Annotated in this window: 19 protein-coding genes and 1 pseudogene; 10 read left to right on the top strand and 10 right to left on the bottom strand. The window is 72.0% G+C overall.

Annotated features, from left to right (window positions below):
• Positions 1-11 precede the first annotated feature (11 nt).
• On the top strand, positions 12-533 hold the full coding sequence (locus tag ACFWBN_RS25665) for a SixA phosphatase family protein (protein WP_385179398.1): 522 nt from the start codon (positions 12-14) through the stop codon (positions 531-533).
• 86 nt (positions 534-619) lie between these two features.
• Here ACFWBN_RS25665 and serB read toward each other — a convergent pair whose 3' ends face one another.
• The gene (serB, locus tag ACFWBN_RS25660) at positions 620-1,819 is read right to left on the bottom strand and encodes a phosphoserine phosphatase SerB (protein WP_385179397.1); all 1,200 of its coding nucleotides are present in this window, start codon (positions 1,817-1,819) and stop codon (positions 620-622) included.
• A 786-nt stretch (positions 1,820-2,605) separates the two neighbouring features.
• Positions 2,606-4,321 (bottom strand): streptophobe family protein, encoded by a 1,716-nt coding sequence (locus tag ACFWBN_RS25655; protein ID WP_385179395.1) that lies wholly within the window; start codon positions 4,319-4,321, stop codon positions 2,606-2,608.
• Between the two features lie 221 nt (positions 4,322-4,542).
• On the opposite strand from ACFWBN_RS25655, the gene ACFWBN_RS25650 reads away from it, so the two are divergent.
• Entirely contained in the window at positions 4,543-7,107 is a 2,565-nt protein-coding gene (locus ACFWBN_RS25650; RefSeq protein WP_385179393.1) for an FHA domain-containing protein, read from the top strand.
• A 103-nt stretch (positions 7,108-7,210) separates the two neighbouring features.
• Here ACFWBN_RS25650 and ACFWBN_RS25645 read toward each other — a convergent pair whose 3' ends face one another.
• From ACFWBN_RS25645 to ACFWBN_RS25635, 3 genes and pseudogenes are all read right to left on the bottom strand, one after another.
• Positions 7,211-7,867 carry a transglycosylase SLT domain-containing protein gene (locus ACFWBN_RS25645; protein WP_385179391.1) on the bottom strand — a complete coding sequence of 219 codons (657 nt, stop codon included), beginning with the start codon at positions 7,865-7,867 and terminating at the stop codon, positions 7,211-7,213.
• Between the two features lie 309 nt (positions 7,868-8,176).
• Entirely contained in the window at positions 8,177-9,169 is a 993-nt protein-coding gene (locus ACFWBN_RS25640) for an S-adenosylmethionine:tRNA ribosyltransferase-isomerase (protein WP_385179529.1), read from the bottom strand.
• Positions 9,170-9,468: 299 nt separating this feature from the next.
• Positions 9,469-10,173 (bottom strand): annotated as a pseudogene (locus ACFWBN_RS25635) (SDR family NAD(P)-dependent oxidoreductase); the annotation flags it as partial.
• A 173-nt stretch (positions 10,174-10,346) separates the two neighbouring features.
• On the opposite strand from ACFWBN_RS25635, the gene ACFWBN_RS25630 reads away from it, so the two are divergent.
• From ACFWBN_RS25630 to ACFWBN_RS25620, 3 genes are all read left to right on the top strand, one after another.
• Complete coding sequence (locus tag ACFWBN_RS25630; protein ID WP_385179527.1) at positions 10,347-11,480, top strand: GAF domain-containing sensor histidine kinase; 1,134 nt, start codon at positions 10,347-10,349, stop codon at positions 11,478-11,480.
• Positions 11,473-12,126 carry a response regulator gene (locus ACFWBN_RS25625; RefSeq protein ID WP_385179389.1) on the top strand — a complete coding sequence of 218 codons (654 nt, stop codon included), beginning with the start codon at positions 11,473-11,475 and terminating at the stop codon, positions 12,124-12,126. The genes ACFWBN_RS25630 and ACFWBN_RS25625 overlap by 8 nt, the downstream gene beginning before the upstream one ends.
• 149 nt (positions 12,127-12,275) lie before the next feature.
• Positions 12,276-12,521: a chaplin gene (locus ACFWBN_RS25620; protein WP_385179525.1), complete on the top strand. Its 246-nt coding sequence runs from the start codon at positions 12,276-12,278 to the stop codon at positions 12,519-12,521.
• 286 nt (positions 12,522-12,807) lie between these two features.
• On the opposite strand, the gene ACFWBN_RS25615 is transcribed toward ACFWBN_RS25620, so the two are convergent.
• On the bottom strand, positions 12,808-13,590 hold the full coding sequence (locus ACFWBN_RS25615) for a hypothetical protein (RefSeq protein ID WP_385179387.1): 783 nt from the start codon (positions 13,588-13,590) through the stop codon (positions 12,808-12,810).
• 133 nt (positions 13,591-13,723) lie between these two features.
• Between ACFWBN_RS25615 and ACFWBN_RS25610 the strand changes: the two genes are divergently transcribed.
• From ACFWBN_RS25610 to ACFWBN_RS25595, 4 genes are all read left to right on the top strand, one after another.
• The gene (locus tag ACFWBN_RS25610; RefSeq protein WP_385179386.1) at positions 13,724-14,524 is read left to right on the top strand and encodes an ABC transporter ATP-binding protein; all 801 of its coding nucleotides are present in this window, start codon (positions 13,724-13,726) and stop codon (positions 14,522-14,524) included.
• A 59-nt stretch (positions 14,525-14,583) separates the two neighbouring features.
• Positions 14,584-15,015 (top strand): NfeD family protein, encoded by a 432-nt coding sequence (locus ACFWBN_RS25605; protein ID WP_385179384.1) that lies wholly within the window; start codon positions 14,584-14,586, stop codon positions 15,013-15,015.
• An 84-nt stretch (positions 15,016-15,099) separates the two neighbouring features.
• Positions 15,100-16,086 carry an SPFH domain-containing protein gene (locus ACFWBN_RS25600; RefSeq protein ID WP_385179382.1) on the top strand — a complete coding sequence of 329 codons (987 nt, stop codon included), beginning with the start codon at positions 15,100-15,102 and terminating at the stop codon, positions 16,084-16,086.
• Between the two features lie 96 nt (positions 16,087-16,182).
• Complete coding sequence (locus ACFWBN_RS25595; RefSeq protein WP_385179523.1) at positions 16,183-16,953, top strand: sulfite exporter TauE/SafE family protein; 771 nt, start codon at positions 16,183-16,185, stop codon at positions 16,951-16,953.
• Between the two features lie 48 nt (positions 16,954-17,001).
• Here the strand turns inward: ACFWBN_RS25595 and ACFWBN_RS25590 are convergent, their stop codons facing one another.
• From ACFWBN_RS25590 to ACFWBN_RS25580, 3 genes are all read right to left on the bottom strand, one after another.
• Positions 17,002-17,505 (bottom strand): HNH endonuclease, encoded by a 504-nt coding sequence (locus ACFWBN_RS25590; RefSeq protein WP_215011623.1) that lies wholly within the window; start codon positions 17,503-17,505, stop codon positions 17,002-17,004.
• A gap of 149 nt (positions 17,506-17,654) precedes the next feature.
• On the bottom strand, positions 17,655-18,188 hold the full coding sequence (locus ACFWBN_RS25585; RefSeq protein ID WP_385179380.1) for a YbhB/YbcL family Raf kinase inhibitor-like protein: 534 nt from the start codon (positions 18,186-18,188) through the stop codon (positions 17,655-17,657).
• Positions 18,189-18,240: 52 nt separating this feature from the next.
• Positions 18,241-19,023, bottom strand: a complete 783-nt coding sequence (locus tag ACFWBN_RS25580) for a sporulation protein (RefSeq protein WP_385179378.1) — start codon at positions 19,021-19,023, stop codon at positions 18,241-18,243.
• 97 nt (positions 19,024-19,120) lie between these two features.
• Here ACFWBN_RS25580 and ACFWBN_RS25575 point away from each other — a divergent pair, with 97 nt between their 5' ends.
• A complete protein-coding gene (locus tag ACFWBN_RS25575) occupies positions 19,121-19,762 on the top strand; it encodes a DNA-3-methyladenine glycosylase (protein WP_385179376.1) in 642 nt (213 codons plus the stop codon).
• Between the two features lie 171 nt (positions 19,763-19,933).
• On the opposite strand, the gene ACFWBN_RS25570 is transcribed toward ACFWBN_RS25575, so the two are convergent.
• On the bottom strand, positions 19,934-20,122 hold a 189-nt coding region (locus tag ACFWBN_RS25570; protein ID WP_385179375.1), incomplete at its 5' end, for a hypothetical protein.

Here is a 20,122-nt window from a genome sequence, read left to right as displayed (position 1 = left end):
AGCTGGGAGTCATGAGCGCCGACACACCCCGCAGGATCGCCCTCCTCCGGCACGCCAAGGCCGACTGGCCCCAGGTGTCCGACCACGACCGCCCGCTGGCGGAGCGCGGGCGCAAGGACGCACCGGCCGTCGGTCTGAAGCTCGCCGAAACCGGCATCGCCTTCGACCTGGCCCTCTGCTCCACCGCCGCCCGCACGCGCGAGACATGGAAGCTCGCCGTCCAGGAGCTGCCGCACCGGCCGAAGACCTCGTACGAGGAGAGGCTCTACGACGCCTCGCTGGGCGAGCTCATCGCCCTGCTGAACGAGACCTCCGACGAGGTCGACAACCTCCTCGTCATCGGCCACAACCCCGGGATGCACGCCCTGGCCGACGCCCTCTCCGGGCGCGCCGAGGGCGACACCCTGGCACGGATGACCCGTACCGGATTCCCGACCGCGGCCCTCGCCGTCGTCTCCTTCACCGGCTCGTGGAAGTCCCTGGAGCACGGCGTGGGCACGCTGCTCGACTTCTGGACCCCCAAGGAGCACTGACCGGCGGTGCGCGGTACGCGGTACGCGGTAGACGTGAGCGGGCCCGGCCGCAGCCGGGCCCGCTCGTGCGACGTCCTACGGATCGATCAGGCGAGGTCGGCGGCCTCGATCTCCTCGCGGGTGATCCCGAGCAGGTACAGCACCGCGTCCAGGAACGGCACGTTCACCGCCGTGTGCGCGGCCTCGCGGACCACCGGCTTGGCATTGAAGGCCACGCCCAGGCCGGCCGCGTTCAGCATGTCCAGGTCGTTGGCACCGTCACCGATGGCCACCGTCTGGGACAGCGGTACGTCGGCCTCCGCGGCGAAGCGGCGCAGCAGCCGGGCCTTGCCCGCCCGGTCCACGATCTCCCCGGTGACCCGGCCGGTCAGCTTCCCGTCGACGATCTCCAGGGTGTTGGCGGAGGCGAAGTCCAGCCCCAGCCGCTCGCGGAGGTCGTCCGTCACCTGGGTGAAACCGCCGGAGACCACGCCCACCTGGTAGCCGAGCCGCTTCAGCGTGCGGATCAGGGTCCGGGCGCCCGGGGTCAGCTGCACCTCGGCGCGCACCTTGTCCACGACGGAGGCGTCCAGGCCGGCCAGCAGCGCCACGCGGGCGTGCAGCGACTGCTCGAAGTCCAGCTCGCCGCGCATGGCGCGCTCGGTGACCTCGGCGACCTCGGCCTCGCAGCCGGCGTGCGCGGCGAACAGCTCGATGACCTCGTCCTGGATGAGCGTCGAGTCGACGTCCATCACGACCAGGCGCTGCGCCCGGCGGTGCAGCCCGGCCGAGACCACGGCCACGTCGACGCCGATGTGCGAGGCGGCGGTGGCCAGCGCGGTGCGAAGCGGCTCGGTCTCGACGCCGGAGACGGCGAACTCCACCGCCGTCACCGGGTACTTGGCGAGCCGGAAGATACGGTCGATGTTGCCGCCGGTCGCGGTGATCCGGGCGGCGATGGCGGCCGTCGACTCGGCGGTGAGGGGGTGCCCGAGCACGGTGACGTGGGAACGGCCACTACCGCGCGGCCGGTTGTCACCGGTACCGGAGAGGATCTCGGCCTGGAGCTTCAACGACTCGGCCCAGCTGTGGACGGTGGCCCGCAGCTCGCCCTCGGAGCCGACGGTGGGCTTGGTGACGAGGGCGCACAGGACGATGCGGCCACGGGTGACGACCTGCTCGATGTCGACGACGTCGACGGAGTAGGCGGCGAGGGTGTCGAACAGCCCGGCGGTGATCCCGGGACGGTCCTTGCCGAAGATCTTGACGAGGAGGGTGGGGACGTCGGAGGTCTGCGATGCGCTCATGGTGCCCTCACCGTATCTTCCCCACCCCGTCACCAGGACCCCCGTCCCACCTGTCAGACGCCCCGGCGCTCCTTCTTAACGCGCCACTCGCACGGCTCGGCCCTGGGGGGCCGCTCCTTCTCGACGCACCACTCACGCGGCTCGCCCCTGGGGGGCCTCCCCGGCTTCGCGCCGCTGCGTCGGACTCCGTCCGCCGGTGCCTGGTCGGGGGCCGGCCGTGGTCGTGGGCGCTGCCCTTGTGGGAGCGGGCCGGCTGGTGGGTGAGCGGGCGGCCGGGCGGGTGAGCGGGCAGCCGGGCGGGTGAGCAGGTGGGTGGGCGGGCGCGGCGGTGGGGGAGGCGGGCGCGGAGGCGGAGGCGAAGTTGGGCGTGGTCTGGAGGGCGGTGGGTCGGTGGCGTGTGGGTGGCCCTGCGGGGCGTGTCCCCTACCCGCCCTTCCACCGTTCCCCGGGGCTCCGCCCCGGACCCCTGTACGTGCGCTGCGCGCCCGTGCCCTCAAACGCCGGGCGGGCTGAAATGGCGCTCCGCGCCCTTCAGCCCCGGACCCCTTCAGCCCCGCCGGGCACTTCCAGCCCCGCCGGGCACTTCCAGCCCCTCCGGCGTTTGAGGAGCGGGGTCCGGGGCGGAGCCCCGAATCCTTGAGCCGCACCCGCCCAGCCCCACCGGCCCCATCCAGCCTCGCCGGCATCTGTTCAGCCCGTCCGGCGTTTGAGGACCGGGTCCGGGCAGAGCCCGGGGAACGGTGGAAGGGCGGGTAGGGGACCAGCTCCGCGCAGCGGCACCGGCCGTCACCGGGGCGGGTCCGGCGGACCCTGCGGCTTGGGCGGGGGCGGCGGAGCTTCCGGCGGGGGAGGCGGGGTGAACGGCGGCCGCCGGGAAGGACGCGCGGGCCGAGGGGGCCGCGGCGGGATGCCGGTGACCGTCACGTCCCAGGAGACGTCCGGATCCCGGTACGGGTGGGCCCCGCCCCGATGGCCGTGGTCGTGGCCGTGGCCGTGGTCGTACGGGGCCGTCCCCCCATCGGGGCCGGGCAACCCCGGGGCCGTCGGCGCGTCGGGCCCAGCCCCCGCTCCGGGCCGCGGGTCCGACCGGGCGGGGTCGGACCGGGCAGGGTCGGGCCAGCCGGGGTCCGACCGGGCAGGGTCGGGCCACGCAGGGTTCGGCCGGGTGGGGTCAGGCCAGGCCGGGTCAGGCCAGGCCGGGGCCGGCCGGGTCGGCGTCGGGCGGGATCGGCGGGGGCGGCCCGCCAGGAGGGCGCCCGCCGCCCCCGCCGCCGCGCCCCACACCGCCCCCAGCAGCACCGCGTACGCCGCCACCGCCCGCAGCTCCACCCCCGCCCCCACCGCGTCCACCCCCAGCACCGCCACCGACGCGTCGGCCGAGAGCCCCGTTCCCCACACCACCACGCCCGCCGCCACCCCCGTCACCACCGACAGCCGCGCCGCGCACCCCCCGATCCCGCGCCCTGGAGTCCGTACGGCCGCCAGCACCCCCGCGGCAAGCAGCAGCAGGCCCGCCCCCACGACCAGCAGCCACACCCGCCCGTCGTACTCCGCGAGCCGGAACACCGTCACCGGCTCCCGGGTGCCCGCGCCCGCACCCGCACCCGCGCCCAGCAACTCGTCCACCGGATCGGGCAGCAGCCGCCCCGCCGCCCCCGTGGCCTGCCCCCGCAGCGGTACGAACAGCCCGAGCAGCACCCCCAGCCAGGCCCCGTTCGGAGCCCCCAGCAGCGCGGCCCCGAGCACCTGCCGCGGATGTTCGTCGCCCAGTGCCGCCCACACCGCCGCGGCCAGCCCGGCCGCCACCGCCACCAGCAGCACCGTCACCACCGCCGTCACGGCCGGCCGGATGCGGGCGAGCGCCGCCGGTCCGCGCCGCGAGGCGGCGAGGGCCACCGCCAGGACCCCGAGGGCCCATAGGCCCGCGCCCACCAGCGTCGGCCCCGGCTCCACCGAGAACCCCACCCGGGCCCGCGCCTCGATCAGGTCCCCGACGCGGTCCGGGAGCAGCCCGCCGATGTCCCCGACCCCCGGGATCTCGATCTTCGGCGGAACCTTCGGCAGCGGCAGCACGGCCCCGTCGAGGGTGACCATGTCGTGCCCGACCCACGCCAGCCCACCCGCCGCGCCGACGAGCAGTGCGACGACCACCACCGCCCGCGCGACCTGCTCGCCGGCGGCCGCACCGGTCCGCAGCGAGCGGAGGAACACCCCCGCCAGGACCAGGGCTCCGGCCAGCCCCACCCCCAAGGGCATGACGTCCAGGGAGGTTTCGGCCCCGGCCCCGCCGACCCCGAAGACCGAGAGGTCCCCCGAGGGGGTCACGGTCCCGCCGACGGCCAGGACCACCACGGCCGCCGTCATCGCCCCGAGCGAGCCCCCGGCCTCGTCCGCGCCCAGCAGGTGCAGTCCGAGCGCGGCGACCCCCGCCATCACGGCCAGGGACCAGCCCACGGCGGCGACACCGGACAGGATCACGTCTCCCCAACGAATACGGCGCATGCGCGGTCCCCCGATGAGCGTCGGCCCGAGCAGGCCGGGCGAGAAGTCCCGTATCTCACTCTCCGGGCGACTTTCGACCCCGTCAACGGGCGGTCGTAGACGCCCCGGCAAGGCCCGGATTCCACATACGGCTGTGGGCCTGAAATAGTTCCCCCGGATGTTCGCCATCCCTAGACTCCCTGACGTCATGGGGGATCTCGGGGGACTTAAGTGGGGCTGGAGTGCCGGAACTCGTACTGGAATTGAATGGAAGGACCTGGACGCTCGATCCGTCCAGGTCGTACTCGCTGGGGCGTGATCCCCAGGGAGATGTGGTGATCGATGACGCCCGGGTGTCGTGGCGACACGCCACCATCAGCTGGAACGGCCGTGGTTGGGGCATCGAGGACCACGGCAGCACCAACGGCACCTACGTGCACGGGGCTCGGGTGCAGCAGGCCGAGCTCGTGCCAGGCACGCCGGTCCACCTGGGCAACGCCACCGACGGCCCGCGGCTGAATCCCGTCGCCGCCGCGGCGCCCCAACCGGCCGTGGCCCAGCAGGCCCAGCAGGCCCAGCAGGCGTACGCCCAGCCGCAGCAGGCGGCCGCCCCGGCCTACCAGGCCCCGCAGCAGCAGCCCCAGCAGCAAGCCTGGGAACAGCAGCAGCACGCGCAGCAGCAGCAGTACCCGCAGCAGCAGGCGCAGCCCCAGCCGCACCTCCCGCAGCAGCAGGGCGGCGGCCCCGCCGCCTCCCGCCCGGCGCAGGGCGCGGCCCCCGGCTACGGCGGCGACCGCAGCCCGACGACGTTCCACCAGCTCTCGCTGGGCCACGTCATGCGGATCGGCCGTGCGCTGGAGAACGAGCTGGTCGTCTCCGACCTCCAGGTCTCCCGCCACCACGCCGAGTTCCGCTCGATGCCCGGCGGCCGCTTCGAGATCCACGACCTCGGCAGCCACAACGGCACCTACGTCAACGGCCAGCCGCTGGCCAAGTCCGGCACCCAGCTGCTCGGACCGAACGACATCGTCGGCGTCGGCCACTCGACGTTCCGCATCGTCGGCGACCGCCTCGAGGAGTTCGTCGACACCGGCGAGGTCTCCTTCTCGGCCCGCCACCTCACGGTCACGGTCGACGGCGGCAAGCAGATCCTCAAGGACGTCACCTTCGGCGTCCCGGAGAAGTCGCTGATCGGAGTGATCGGCCCGTCCGGTTCCGGAAAGTCGACCCTGCTCAAGGCGCTGACCGGCTACCGGCCCGCCAACGAGGGCGACGTCCTCTACGACAACCGCAACCTGTACAAGCAGTTCGCGGAGCTCCGCCAGCGCATCGGCCTGGTCCCGCAGGACGACATCCTGCACAAGGAGCTGAAGGTCAGCACCGCGCTCAAGTACGCGGCCAAGCTCCGCTTCCCCGGCGACACCGCCGAGTCCGAGCGCGAGGCCCGGATCAACGAGGTGCTGCGCGAGCTCAAGCTCGACATCCACAAGGACAAGAAGATCACCGCGCTCTCGGGTGGTCAGCGCAAGCGCGTGTCCGTGGCCCTGGAGCTGCTCACCAAGCCGTCCCTGATCTTCCTGGACGAGCCGACCTCCGGCCTCGACCCGGGCATGGACCGCGACGTCATGCAGCTGCTGCGCGGCCTCGCCGACGACGGCCGCACGGTCCTCGTCGTCACCCACTCGGTCGCCGAGCTGTCCATCTGCGACAAGCTGCTGGTCATGGCCCCGGGCGGTTCGGTCGCGTACTTCGGCCCGCCGGACGAGGCGCTGAACTTCTTCGGCTACACCACGTGGGCGGACGTCTTCTCGGCCTTCGAGAACTACCGCGACTACGACTGGGCGGGCCGCTGGAAGGGCTCCCAGCACTACCAGCTCTACGCCGCCGACATCGACGCGGTCGCCCCGCAGTCCGTCGCGATGCCCCCGGCCCAGCAGATGCGCCCGCCGAAGCCGCAGGGCTGGGGCTCCCAGCTCCTCACGCTGATCCGGCGCTACGTCTCCGTGATCGCCTCCGACCGGGGCTTCCTCGGCCTGATGCTGATCCTGCCGGCGGTCCTGGGCGTGGTCTCGACGGTGATCCCGGCGACCTTCGGCCTCGCGCCGCCGACGCCGCCGTCCCAGTTCAACGGCGACGCGGGCACGATCATGCTGATCCTCTGCGTCGGCATGTGCTTCTCGGGTGCGGCGAACTCGGTCCGAGAGCTGATCAAGGAACGGGTCATCTACGAGCGTGAGCGCGCCACCGGCCTGTCCCGGTCGGCGTACCTCATGTCGAAGGTGATCGTCCTCGGCGTCATCACGGCCATCCAGGGCGTGATCATCTGCGCGATCGGCTTCACCCCGCGCGACCTGCCCACTGAGGGCCTGCTCATGCCGCCGGCCGTCGAGCTCTGCCTGTCGGTCATCGCGCTCGGCTTCACCTCGATGATGTTCGGCCTGGTCATCTCCTCGCTGGTGAAGACCGCCGAGAAGACCATGCCGCTGCTGGTCATGTTCGCGATCATCCAGGTCGTCTTCACCGGCATCCTCTTCCAGGTCTACGACTCCCCGGGCCTGGAGCAGTTCGCCTGGCTGATGCCGTCCCGCTGGGCCGTCGCCGCCGCCGGCACCACGCTGAACCTCGGCAAGCTCATGCCGCCGTGGGACCGCGACAACCCGACCAACACCGACCCGCTCTGGGACGCCACGGTCGGCCAGTGGAGCCTGAACATCATCGTCCTGCTGCTCATCGGCATCGCCTGCGGCTTCCTGGTCCAGCGCCTGCTGCGCCGCCACGAGCCCGAGGTCATGCGGGCCGGCAAGTAACACCCCGTACGGTCACCCGTACGCACATGCGAAACGCCTCAGGGCGGCACCCGGTACCGGGTGCCGCCCTGAGGCGCATGGGGGATGGAGAAGTCGGCAGGGCCTAGTAGGCGCTGTTGACGTTGTCCATGGAGCCGTAGCGGTCGGCCGCGTAGTTGCAGGCGGCGACGATGTTCGCGACCGGGTCGTACTGGTCGAACTTGGTGCCCTTGACGTGGTACGTCTTGAAGGTCGGGTAGATGACCTGGAGCAGACCCTTGCTGGGGATGCCGTTCTGGGCGTTGATGTCCCAGTTGTTGATCGCCATCGGGTTACCGCTGGACTCGCGCATGATGTTCTTGTGGATTCCGGCGTAGGTGCCCGGAATGCCCTCCTTCTTCATGATGAAGAGGGCTTCCTTGATCCAGCCGTCCAGGTTGTTCGCGAAGACCGGGGTGCGGGCGGCGGAGCGGCTCGCGGCCGCCTTCTGCTCGCGGTCCTTCTTCGCGGCGGCCTCGGCCTTGGCCTTGGCGGCGTCCTTCGCGGCCTTGTCGGCGACGACCTGCTGCACGGAGAGGTGCTGCTGTACGGCCTTCGTCTGCACGCCGTCGACGACCTGGGACCAGGCGACGGGGGCGATGGCGACGGTCTCGGCCTCGGCGGCGTCGGCCGGGACGAGGGAGAAGGCGAGCGCGGCGGCACTGAACGTGGCGACACCGGCGATGGACAGCTTGTGTGCCTTCGTCAGACGACTGTGACCGGGAGTGCTGGAAGCAGACATGGCGGGGGCAACCTCTTCGAATAGCGGGGGCCGCAGGAAAGCGCCGCGACGATCGGGGATCCGCGGCGCTGTGCGACGAGGGCAATTCTTAGCGGTGGCAAAAACTTGTGGCAAAGGTGTGACGTACGATCCCGCTTAGTGGATCACGGGCGGGCGCCGAGGCCCGATTTCCGGCCTCGGCGCTACGCGCACCCGTGCTGACGGGACCTTTATCCGTCCACTAGGGTCCTTCGTAAGTGATGTGCGTCCTATGCCCGGGCTCACATCGAGCACGTAACAGTCTCACCGTGCGTTGCTGTAGCAACGCAATCAGTGACCGCTCTCATCCTTGAGTAGCAGATGGACGTCCCCGAACTCGTGCCAAAGGCAGAGCCGGGCCACCGCCTCCGCATACCCGAGCCGTACGGCCGCACGCCCCGCGACCGCCTCCAGCATCAGCAGATGGGACGCCTCCGGCTCGTGCAGACCGGTCAGCAGCCCGTCCACCACCCGCACCCCGCGCTCCGGAGTCACCACCAGATCCGTCCAGCCCCCGGCCGCCCGCACCACCCCTGCCCCGTCCGCGGCCGACTCCAGCGCCCGCACCGCCGTCGTCCCCACCGCGATCACCCTCGCGCCGTCGGCCCTGGCGGCGTTCACCAGCCGTGCCGTCGTCGCGGGCACCTCGTACCGCTCCGGGTACGGCGGCTCGTGCGCCTCCTGCGATGCCACCCCCGTGTGCAGGGTCAGCGGTGCGAACCGCACCCCCCGCGTCACCAGCCGCGCCACCAGCTCCGCGGTGAAGGGCCGCCCGGCGCTCGGCATCTCCGCCGACCCCGCGCCGTCGGCGGCCGGCACCGCGAACACCGTCTGGTACGCCGACAGCGGCTGGTCCCGCTCCGTGTACGCGTACCGGATCGGCCGCCCGTACGCCGCGAGCAGGCCCGGCACGTCATCCGTCGAGGGCCGCGCCCACCACAGCCGGTCCGCCCCCGCCGCGAGCGGCTCCTCCAGTACGAGGCCGTGCCCGCCCGGCAGCCCTACGAGGGCCCCCGCGGGCCCCCCGGCCCGCGGCCGGGTCGTGCCCCGGCCGGCCGGGTCCCGCAGCTCCACCGCCCAGCGGCTGTCGTCCCCCCGGGTCGAGAAGTGCACCACCACCTCCTGGCGGCCCAGCCGGCCGTCCACGGCGGCCGCCAGCGTGGCCGAGGTGTTGACCACCAGCACGTCCCCGGCCCGCAGCAGCCCCGGCAGCTCCCGGAAGGCGTGCAGCGACACCTCCGCGGCCCCCCGCGAGACCAGCAGTCGTACCGAGTCCCGCCCCATCCCCGGACCGCGCTGCTCGGCAGGCACCCGGGCCGAAAGCCCTGGCGGAATGTCCGGTATATGCAGTCCCTTCTCCGGTAGCGCCGCCGCCCCCCTCACCGCCCGCCCTCCATCCCCACAGCCACACCCGCGCCCGTCCGCGCGGCGCCGGACCCCACCGCGCCCGCCCCCGGCGTACCGGATGGTGCCGCACCGGCCCCCGGCGACCCGGAGACTGCGCCTCCCGGCTCTTCGCCTCCTCGGTCCGTGTCTCCAGCCTCCGCACCCCCCGGCTCCGCCGGCAGCCCGCCACCGTCCTCGTCCGCCCGGCCCGCCGCGAGGCCCTCGGCCGTGTACCGCCCGCTCGGCAGCCGCTCCGCCACCAGCCGCAGCAGCGCCGGGGCAACCTCCTCCGGCGTCGGCAGCCCCGCCAGGTCCTCCCCGGGCTCGGCCGCCGCCATCATCCGCGTCCGCATCGACCCCGGATCCGCCCACCACACCCGCAGCCCCGGCTCCTCCACCGCCAGGACCGCCGACATCAGGTCCCCCGCCGCCTTCGTCGCCCCGTACGCCCCCCACGTCGCGTACGCCACCACCGCCGCGTCCGAGCTGATGTTCAGCACCGCCCCCGCCTCCGCGGCCCGCAGCAGCGGCAACGCCTCCTGGACCAGCCCCAGCGGCCCCACCACGTTCACCTCGAACGCCTCCCGCAGCCCGTCCAGCGAGTGCTCCGCCAGCGGCACCAGCGGCTCCGCCCCCAGCACCCCCGCGTTGTTCACCAGCAGGTCCAGCCCGCCCAGCTCCCACGCCGCAGCCACCAGCGCCGCCCGGTGCGCCCCCGAGGACACGTCCCCCGCCACCGCCACGACCCGGACCCCCGCCGCCCCTGCCAGCCCGGCCGCCGTCTCCTCCAGCGCCGAGGCCCCCCGCGCACTCAGCACCAGGTCCCAGCCGCGCGCCGCCAGCTCCCCGGCCAGCGCCCGGCCCAGCCCCCGCGAAGCCCCCGTCACCAACGCCACCGACATGACCGCACCCCTTGCCTTCCGTCCCCATCAGCAGATGCCCCCACGCTAGGAAGCCGGACCCCACCCCCGCGTCGGCCGCGAGCCCCACCCCGGGAGGTCCCTTCGACCTACGCCCACAGCCCGATTCCGCAGGTCAGAGCCGCGGGTACGGTGAGGCCATGACCGGTAGCCCCATGTACGGCGGAACCCGCAGCGGCCTCGCCGCCGTGAGCACCGCGCTGCTCGCCATGAGCCGCCGCCTGGAGGTCCGCGACGTCCTGCGCACGATCGTCGTGTCGGCCCGCGAACTCCTGGACGCCGAGTACGCGGCCCTGGGCGTCCCGGACGACCACGGCGGCTTCGCCCAGTTCGTCGTGGACGGCGTCAGCGCGGAGCAGTGGCGGGCCATCGGCCCCCTGCCCCGCCAGCACGGCATCCTCGCCGCGATGCTCCACCAGGACGGCCCCCAGCGGCTGGCCGACGTACGCCAGGACCCGCGCTTCGAGGGCTGGCCGTCCGCCCACCCCGAGATGTCCGACTTCCTCGGCCTGCCCGTGCGGGACGGCGAGGAGATCCTCGGCGCCCTCTTCCTCGCGAACAAGAAGGGTCCGCACGGCTTCACCGACGAGGACGAGGAACTCCTCTCCCTCCTCGCCCAGCACGCGGCCATCGCCCTCACCAACGCCCGGCTCTACGAGCGCAGCCGCGAGCTCACCATCGCCGAGGAGCGCTCCCGGCTCGCCCACGAGCTGCACGACGCCGTCAGCCAGAAGCTCTTCTCGCTCCGCCTCACCGCACAGGCCGCCGCCGCCCTCGTGGACCGCGACCCGGCCCGCGCCAAGGGCGAGCTCCAGCAGGTCGCCGCCCTCGCGGCCGAGGCCGCCGACGAACTGCGCGCCGCCGTGACCGAGCTCCGCCCGGCCGCCCTGGACGAGGACGGCCTCGTCGCCACCCTCCGGACCCACGTCCACGTGCTCGACCGCGCGCACACCGCCCACGTCACCTTCACCTGTGACGGCGTACGGGCCCTCCCCGCGACCCAGGAGGACGCCCTGCTGCGCGTGGCCCAGGAGGCCCTCCACAATGCCCTGCGCCACTCGGACGCCGACCGCGTCGAGGTCACCCTGGCCCGGTCCGGCAGCGGGGGAGCGGTCCTCAAGGTCACCGACTCCGGCAAGGGCTTCGACCCCAAGTCGGTCCGCCGCGCGGGCCGCCACCTGGGCCTGGTCTCGATGCGGGACCGCGCGAGCGGTGTCGGCGGCCGGCTCACCGTGCACTCGGAGCCCGGCAAGGGCACCACGATCGAGATGGAGGTCCCCGGTGGCTGACAACGGCACCGGCCGAATCCGCGTCCTGCTGGTCGACGACCACCAGGTGGTCCGCCGGGGCCTGCGCACCTTCCTGGAGGTCCAGGACGACATCGAGGTGGTCGGAGAGGCCTCCGACGGCGAGGAGGGCATCGCCCGCGCCGAGGAGCTGCGACCCGACGTGATCCTCATGGACATCAAGATGCCGGGCACCGACGGCATCGAAGCCCTGCGCAGGCTGCGGGACCAGGCGAACCCGGCCCGGGTCCTCATCGTCACCAGCTTCACGGAACAGCGGACGGTGGTCCCCGCCCTGCGGGCCGGCGCGGCGGGATACGTCTACAAGGACATCGACCCCGACGCCCTGGCCGGAGCCATCCGCTCCGTCCACGCCGGCCATGTCCTCCTCCAGCCGGAGGTGGCGTCGACCCTGCTCGCGCAGGAGGAGCAGAGCCCGTCGGCCGGCCGCGGAGGCACGCTGACCGACCGCGAACGCGAGGTCCTGGGCCACATCGCGGACGGCCGCTCCAACCGGGAGATCGCCCGCGCGCTGGTCCTCTCCGAAAAGACGGTCAAGACCCACGTCTCGAACATCCTGATGAAGCTGGACCTCTCGGACCGGACACAGGCGGCGTTGTGGGCGGTCAGACACGGAATCACGGACTGAACAGGCACTGAACGGAGCGTCTCCTTCCGACCTGGGATTCATACGGTCGGGTGTATGTCGCCCACATGGCGTATCCCGTTCGTCGGATGACCGTTCTTGATGACGTGCCGCGACGGCTGGTCGCGGCAGACGTACTGGAGGACGAGAACGTGAAGAACTTCAAGAAGGCCGCAGCCGTCACCATGATCGCGGGCGGCCTCGTCGCCGCCGGCGCCGGTGTCTCCGCGGCGCACGGCGGTGCGTCGGCGGAGGGCGTGGCCCAGAACTCGCCCGGCGTGGCCTCCGGGAACCTGGTCCAGGTTCCCGTGCACGTCCCGGTCAACGCGGTCGGCAACTCGGTCAACGTGATCGGCCTGCTGAACCCTGTCTGGGGCAACACCGGCATCAACGCCTGATGCCCCCCGCCTAACCGGCACCACCTCGGCCCCGCGTCCCCCCTCTCCCCGGGAAGCGGGGCCGAGCCCTTGAATCCAGCCCCGCCGGCGTTTGAGGCGCGGGGGTCCCCCCGGACGGAGTCTGGGGGAGGGTCCGGGGCGGAGCCCCGATCTTGTAGCCGCACCCGCACACTCAGGGCGGGCAAATCCAGCCTCGCCGGCGTTTGAGGCGCGGGGTCTGGGGCGGAGCCCCAGGAGGCCGGCCGCAGCCACCCCGCACCCCGCCCCCCGAGCCGGAGGCCAGCGGCTAGCCCGGCTCCCGCCCCTCAACGGCCGAGTTGTACGCGGCGACAAGCGCCCGCCGAGCCACCCGCTCCACGGGCCGCAACGCCTCCGCCCGAGCCGCCATCTCCGAGGCTGCCACGGCCCCGCCGTGCCCGTTCTCGTACGCCAGCGACACCATCAGGTCCACCCGCTGCGCCAGCGCCAGCACCCGTACCGCCCGCGGCGGATACCCCGGGGCCAGAACCTCCCGCCCCGCCTCCGCCCGCGCCCGGTACGCCGACAGCGCCGCATCCGCCACCGGCCCGGACCCCGCCACGTCCAGCCGGGTCAGCGCCACGGTCGCCTCGCGCAGCGCCTCCGCCAGCTCCCGCTCCGCCTCGCCGAGCGACGGCACGTCCGCCGGCGGAGCCTCCCGTACCGGCAGGCAGTGCCAGGTCACCGACACGTGCACGTCCCCGGGCGGCCCGGCCTCGTACACCTCCGGCACCAGCCCCACCGCCGCGCCCACCGCGATCACCGCCTCCTCGGCGTCCAGCGCCCGCGCGTTGAACTCCGGCGGCCCGCTCAGCCCCAGCGGATGCCCCGGCGCCGGCAGCGCCACCCGCAGCCCGGACACCCCCAGCGCCCGCAGGCGCCCCAGCGCCAGCGTGAGCCCCACCGGACCCGCCTCCCCGGGCAGGCCCTCCACCCGGTGCACGGCGTCCTCGCCCACGATCGACAACACGGCCTCGTCGGGCGAGACCAGACCGGCCAGCAGAGCGTTCCCCCAGGCGGCCAGCCGCCCTGAACGTGGTTCGAAAAGCATCCCCCTACTTTACGGATCGGTCCCGGGCCGGGGCCCCGGCCCCGGACCCCTCCCCGAGTGGCGTAGGTTTTCCCCTGGGGCCGCGCCTACAGGCGCGCACAGAACCGTGACTGCAAGGGGTGACAACACGCTCATGAGCGATGTTCTGGAGCTGGTGGACGTATCCGTGGTCCGCGAGGGCCGGGCGCTGGTGGACCAGATCTCCTGGTCGGTGAAGGAGGGCGAGCGCTGGGTGATCCTCGGCCCCAACGGTGCCGGCAAGACCACGCTGCTGAACCTCGCCTCCAGCTACCTCTTCCCCACCAAGGGCGCCGCCACCATCCTCGGCAGCACCCTCGGCAAGCCCGGCAGCGACGTCTTCGAGCTGCGCCCGCGCATCGGCGTCGCCGGCATCGCGCTCGCCGACAAGCTGCCCAAGCGGCAGACCGTCCTCCAGACCGTGCTCACCGCCGCCTACGGCATGACCGCGACCTGGCAGGAGGAGTACGAGGACATCGACGAGCAGCGCGCCCGCGCGTTCCTCGACCGCCTCGGCATGTCGGACTACCTCGACCGCAAGTTCGGCACCCTCTCCGAGGGCGAGCGCAAGCGCACCCTGATCGCCCGCGCCCTGATGACCGACCCCGAGCTGCTGCTCCTCGACGAGCCCGCCGCCGGCCTGGACCTCGGCGGCCGCGAGGACCTCGTACGCCGCCTCGGCCGCCTGGCCCGCGACCCGCTCGCCCCCTCCATGGTGATGGTCACGCACCACGTCGAGGAGATCGCCCCCGGCTTCACCCACGTCCTGATGATCCGCCAGGGCAAGGTGGTCGCCGCGGGCCCCATCGACCTCGAACTGACCTCCCGCAACCTGTCGCTCTGCTTCGGCCTCCCGCTGATCGTCGAGCGCAACGACCACGACCGCTGGACCGCGCAGGGCCTGCCGCTCCGCTAGTACGGCAACAGGCGCTCGCACCCTGTCCCGACCGCGCCCACCCGACCTACCATGACCATGTGGACGACATCGACGCATGGGTGTGGTGGCTCGTCGGCGCGGTCGGACTGGGCATCCCCCTCGTCCTGACCGCGATGCCGGAGTTCGGCATGTTCGCCGTCGGCGCGGTGGCGGCCGCCGTCACGGCGGCCCTCGGCGGGGGAGTGGTGGCCCAGGTCCTCGTCTTCGTGATCGTGTCGGTCGCCCTCATCGCCGTCGTCCGGCCCATCGCCAACCGGCACCGCGACCAGCGACCCCAACACCGCAGCGGGATCGACGCGTTGAAGGGCAGAAGCGCCGTCGTCCTCGAACGCGTCGACGGCTCCGGCGGCCGCATCAAGCTGGCCGGCGAGATCTGGTCCGCGCGCACCCTCGACGCGGACAGCAGCTTCGAACCCGGCCAGTCCGTGGACGTGGTGGAGATCGACGGGGCGACCGCGGTCGTCATGTGACAAGCAGCCTGCTCGCGGGCCCCCGGTCTGCGAGACTCCGTTCAACGGGGCAGCACAGACAGCCGGAAGGGCACGGGGAACCGCATGCAACCGATCATCATCGTCCTGATCATTCTGGTGGTTCTGGTCTTCATCGCACTGGTCAAGACGATCCAGGTGATCCCGCAGGCCAGCGCCGCCATCGTCGAACGCTTCGGCCGCTACACCCGCACCCTCAACGCGGGCCTCAACATCGTCGTCCCGTTCATCGACTCGATCCGCAACCGGATCGACCTCCGCGAGCAGGTCGTCCCCTTCCCGCCGCAGCCGGTCATCACCCAGGACAACCTGGTCGTCAACATCGACACCGTCATCTACTACCAGGTGACCGACGCCCGCGCCGCGACGTACGAGGTGGCCAGCTACATCCAGGCCATCGAGCAGCTCACCGTCACCACGCTGCGCAACATCATCGGCGGCATGGACCTGGAGCGGACCCTCACCTCCCGCGAGGAGATCAACGCCGCCCTGCGCGGGGTCCTCGACGAGGCCACCGGCAAGTGGGGCATCCGCGTCAACCGCGTCGAGCTCAAGGCCATCGAGCCGCCGACCTCCATCCAGGACTCGATGGAGAAGCAGATGCGCGCCGACCGCGACAAGCGCGCCGCGATCCTCCAGGCCGAAGGCGTCCGGCAGTCCGAAATCCTGCGCGCCGAAGGTGAGAAGCAGTCCTCCATCCTGCGCGCCGAGGGTGAGGCCAAGGCCGCCGCCCTGCGCGCCGAGGGTGAGGCGCAGGCCATCCGTACGGTCTTCGAGTCCATCCACGCCGGCGACGCCGACCAGAAGCTCCTCGCCTACCAGTACCTCCAGATGCTCCCGAAGATCGCCGAAGGCGATGCCAACAAGCTCTGGATCGTGCCCAGCGAGATCGGCGACGCCCTCAAGGGCCTCTCCGGCGCCATGGGCAACTTCGGCCCCATGGGCGGCGGTTCGGGCTTCAACCCGCAGAACTCCGGCAAGGACGGCGGCAACAACGGCAACGCCGCCGACCAGTCCGGCGCCGCCCGCCGCGAACAGCCCCCCATCGACTGAGCGGGGCATCCCCTCCGGCATGATCAGTGAGGCCCCTCGACCTTCATGGCGGGGAGGCGACTCACTCACGCAAAGGGGATGGCTCCGTCCATGTCCATGTCCATCTGGGAATCACTCGCCGTCTTCGCGGCCGGCATCGGCGCAGGCACGATCAACACGATCGTCGGCTCAGGCACCCTGATCACCTTCCCGGTGCTGCTCGCCACCGGTCTGCCACCGGTCACCGCCAACGTGTCCAACACCCTCGGCCTGGTGCCCGGTTCCATCAGCGGAGCCATCGGCTACCGCAAGGAGCTCCAGGGCCAGCGCGCCCGCATCCTGCGGCTCGGCGCCGTATCCCTCGTCGGCGGGCTCGCGGGCGCCATCCTGCTCCTCACCCTGCCGTCCGACTCCTTCGACACCATCGTGCCGGTCCTCATCGGACTCGCCCTCGTCCTCGTCGTCCTCCAGCCGCGGCTCGCCGCCGCCCTGCGCAAGCGCCAGGAAGCCCAGGGCGCGGAGCCGGGCCACCCCGACGGCGGCCCGGCCCTCCTCACCGGAATGCTTGTCTCCAGCGCGTACGGAGGCTACTTCGGCGCCGCCCAGGGCGTGCTCTACCTCGGCCTCATGGGCCTGCTGCTCCGCGAGGACCTCCAGCGCATCAACGCCGTCAAGAACGTCATCGCGGCCATGGTGAACGGCATCGCGGCCGTCTTCTTCCTCTTCGTCGCCGAGTTCGACTGGACGGCCGTCCTGCTCATCGCCGTCGGCTCCACCATCGGCGGCCAGATCGGGGCCAAGGTCGGCCGCCGCCTCCCGCCGACCGTCCTGCGCGCGGTCATCGTGACCGTCGGCCTCCTCGCGATCGTCCAGCTGCTGGTCCGCTGAGCGACGTAGCGAAATTACGCACGCTACGTCGCCCACCGCGCGGGCTTACTAGGCGGAGCGCTCCAGCCACTCGGGCAGCGCCTCCCGCCCGGCCACCCCCAGCGCCAGCAGCATCGCGTCCGCCGGAGACGGCACGAAGGGCTTCCGGAGGAGCGGCATCCCCGCCTCCTCCGGAGTCCGGGCCGCCTTGCGGTGGTTGTCCTCGGCGCAGGAGGCCACCGTGTTCAACCAGGTGTCCCCACCCCCTTGGGCGCGGGGCAGCACGTGGTCCACGGTCGTCGCGCGCTTCCCGCAGTACGCGCACCGGTGTTGGTCCCGGACCAACACCCCCCTCCGCGACCAGGGAGCATGTCTTCGGAAGGGCACCCGGACGTACCTGCAGAGCCTGATCACCCGGGGCATCGGAAGATCCATGGTGGCCGCGCGCACACGCAGATCCGGGTGCGACTGTTCGACGACGGCCTTGTCCTGGAGCACCAGGACCACCGCCCGGTTCAAGGTCACCGTCGACAGCGGCTCGAAGCTCGCATTCAGCACCAGCGTGTCCCGCATCTCGCCCACCTCCCGTGTGCAGGCCCGCGACCACAGCGGCGGCAGGGCCCGCGACCACTCTGGCCGCGCGCGCCACGCGGGACAACGCAATAAAAATGCCCGGTCCAGGCCTTCTTTAGACCAGGACCGGGCAAACGCTCGGAGAAAGATCAGTGCGCGGGCGCCTCGTACTCGCCGATCAGCTGAGCCCGCCCGAGCGCGTGGAAGCGGAGGTTGAATCCGACCACGGCAGGGGACACGTCGTCACCGGGACCGAGCTTCTCCCGATCCACCGCGTACACGGTGAAGACGTACCGGTGCCGCTCCCCGGCCGGCGGAGCCGCCCCGCCGAAGTCCTTGGTCCCGTAGTCGTTCCGTACGTGCACGGCCCCGGCGGGCAGCCCCTCGAACTTCCCGCCGCCCGCCCCGGCCGGCAGCTCGGTGACCGAGACCGGCAGATCGAAGAGCACCCAGTGCCAGAACCCGCTGCCCGTGGGCGCGTCCGGGTCGAAGCACGTCACGGCGAAGCTCTTCGTCCCCTCCGGGAAACCCTCCCACCGCAGCTGCGGCGAGCGGTCCCCGCCCGATTTCACCTGGGCGTCACCCAGATCGGCACCGGGCGCGAGATCCGTGCTGGTCACGGTGAACTCGTGCACCTCGGGATGGAAGTCGTGCGGAAGAGGAGCCCTGCTCTGCTCGGTCACTGCTGATCCTCCTGCTCGGATCGGATACGTGTAACGGCCCGAGCCTAGGAGCCTAGAACCAGTTGCGCTGGGAACCGACGGACGCGATCCACTGGTTCAGGTACGCCGCCCAGTCGGTGCCCTGGTACGACTGCAACCCCACCTGGAAGCAGCGGTAGGTGTCGCTGCCCTCGCTGAACAGCCCCGGCTTCTTGTCCATCTCCAGGACCACGTCCATCTCCCGGCCGTCCGAGACGAAGGTGAGCTCGACCTGGTTCAGCCCCCGGTACTGCGACGGCGGAAGGAACTCGATCTCCTGGTAGAAGGGCAGCGTCTGCCGCGTCCCGCGGATGTGCCCGCGCTCCATGTCCGCACTGCGGAAGGTGAAGCCCAGCTGACGGAACGCGTCGAGGATCGCCTGCTGCGCCGGGACCGGGTGCACGTTGATCGGGTCGAGGTCGCCCGCGTCGACCGCCCGCGCGATCTCCAGCTCGGTGCTGACCCCGATGTTCATCCCGTGCAGGTGCTGACCCCCGAAGTGGGTGATCGGCGTCTCCCACGGGATCTCCAGCCCGAAGGGCACCACGTGCAGCGCGCCGGCCTGCACCTGGAAGGCACCGCCGAGGCGCTGCTTGGTGAAGACGACGTCCTGCTTGTACTCCTGGTCGCCGCCCTCCACCTCGACCCGCGCCTGGAGCCCGACGGACAGCCCCTCGATCTGCTGCTCCACGGATCCGCCCTGGATCCGGACCTCGCCCTGGACGATGCCGCCCGGCACGACGTTCGGCTCGGTGATGATCGTGTCCACCGAAGCACCACCGGCACCCAGGCTCGCGAACAGCTTCCTGAACCCCATGCTCTGACTCCCCTTGAAGGCTTGTGCGACTACCCCTTATCAACGCGGAACCTTAGGCCCCGGTTGCAGGTGTGCGCGTTCCACTACGCTCGACCGGATGAGCGCGCGCCCCGACCGTACGCCCCTGCCCAGGTCCTTCTTCGACCGCCCGGTCCTCACGGTGGCCCCGGACCTCCTCGGCCGCACCCTGGTACGCCGTACCCCGGACGGCCCCATCGAACTGCGCATCACGGAGGTGGAGGCGTACGAGGGGGAGTCCGACCCCGGTTCGCACGCCTACCGCGGCCGCACGGCGCGCAACGCGTCGATGTTCGGTCCACCCGGACACGCGTACGTCTACTTCATCTACGGCATGTGGTTCAGCCTCAACCTGGTGTGCGGCCCGGCCGACCGCGCGAGCGGGGTCCTGATCCGCGCCGGCGACATCACGGTGGGCGCCGAGCTGGCCGCCAAACGCCGACTCTCCGCCAGATACCCACGAGAACTCGCCAAAGGCCCGGCCCGCCTGGCCACGGCCCTGGACGTGGACCGCTCGCTCGACGGCACCGACCTCTGCGGGGGCCCCGAGTCCCCCCTGTCCCTCCTTACGGGCACCGCCACCTCACCCGACCTGGTGAGCAGTGGTCCCCGCACGGGCGTCGGCGGCGCCGGCGCGGCCCACCCGTACCGCTTCTGGATCACGCACGACCCGACGGTGAGCCCGTACCGAGCCCACGCGCCACGCCGGCGCTCAACTTGACTCGGCCCTGCCGGACGCCTAACGTAGCCCGAGCCGCTTGAACGGGGCACTGCTATCGGCAGACCCCCAGAGCGGCCAACCCACTACCTACGACTTACCCCTGGCGGGGTCCTATTCGGCATGCCCGAATTCCCGGCCGGTGACTCGATTATGAGCCGCAAGGGATAAGCGCTAATGTGGTGGAGCGCCGAAAGGCAAAGGCCCCCAACGGCCACTGGAATTCAAATCCAAGTCGGAAACGACACGGAAATGATCTGGTAGAGTTGGAAACGCAAGAACAGAACGAAAGCCCGGAGGAAAGCCCGAGAGGGTGAGTACAAAGGAAGCGTCCGTTCCTTGAGAACTCAACAGCGTGCCAAA

The organism is Streptomyces sp. NPDC059989, from assembly GCF_042736975.1.
Classification (GTDB): domain Bacteria; phylum Actinomycetota; class Actinomycetes; order Streptomycetales; family Streptomycetaceae; genus Streptomyces.
This window is presented reverse-complemented; position numbering and strand designations above follow the sequence as displayed.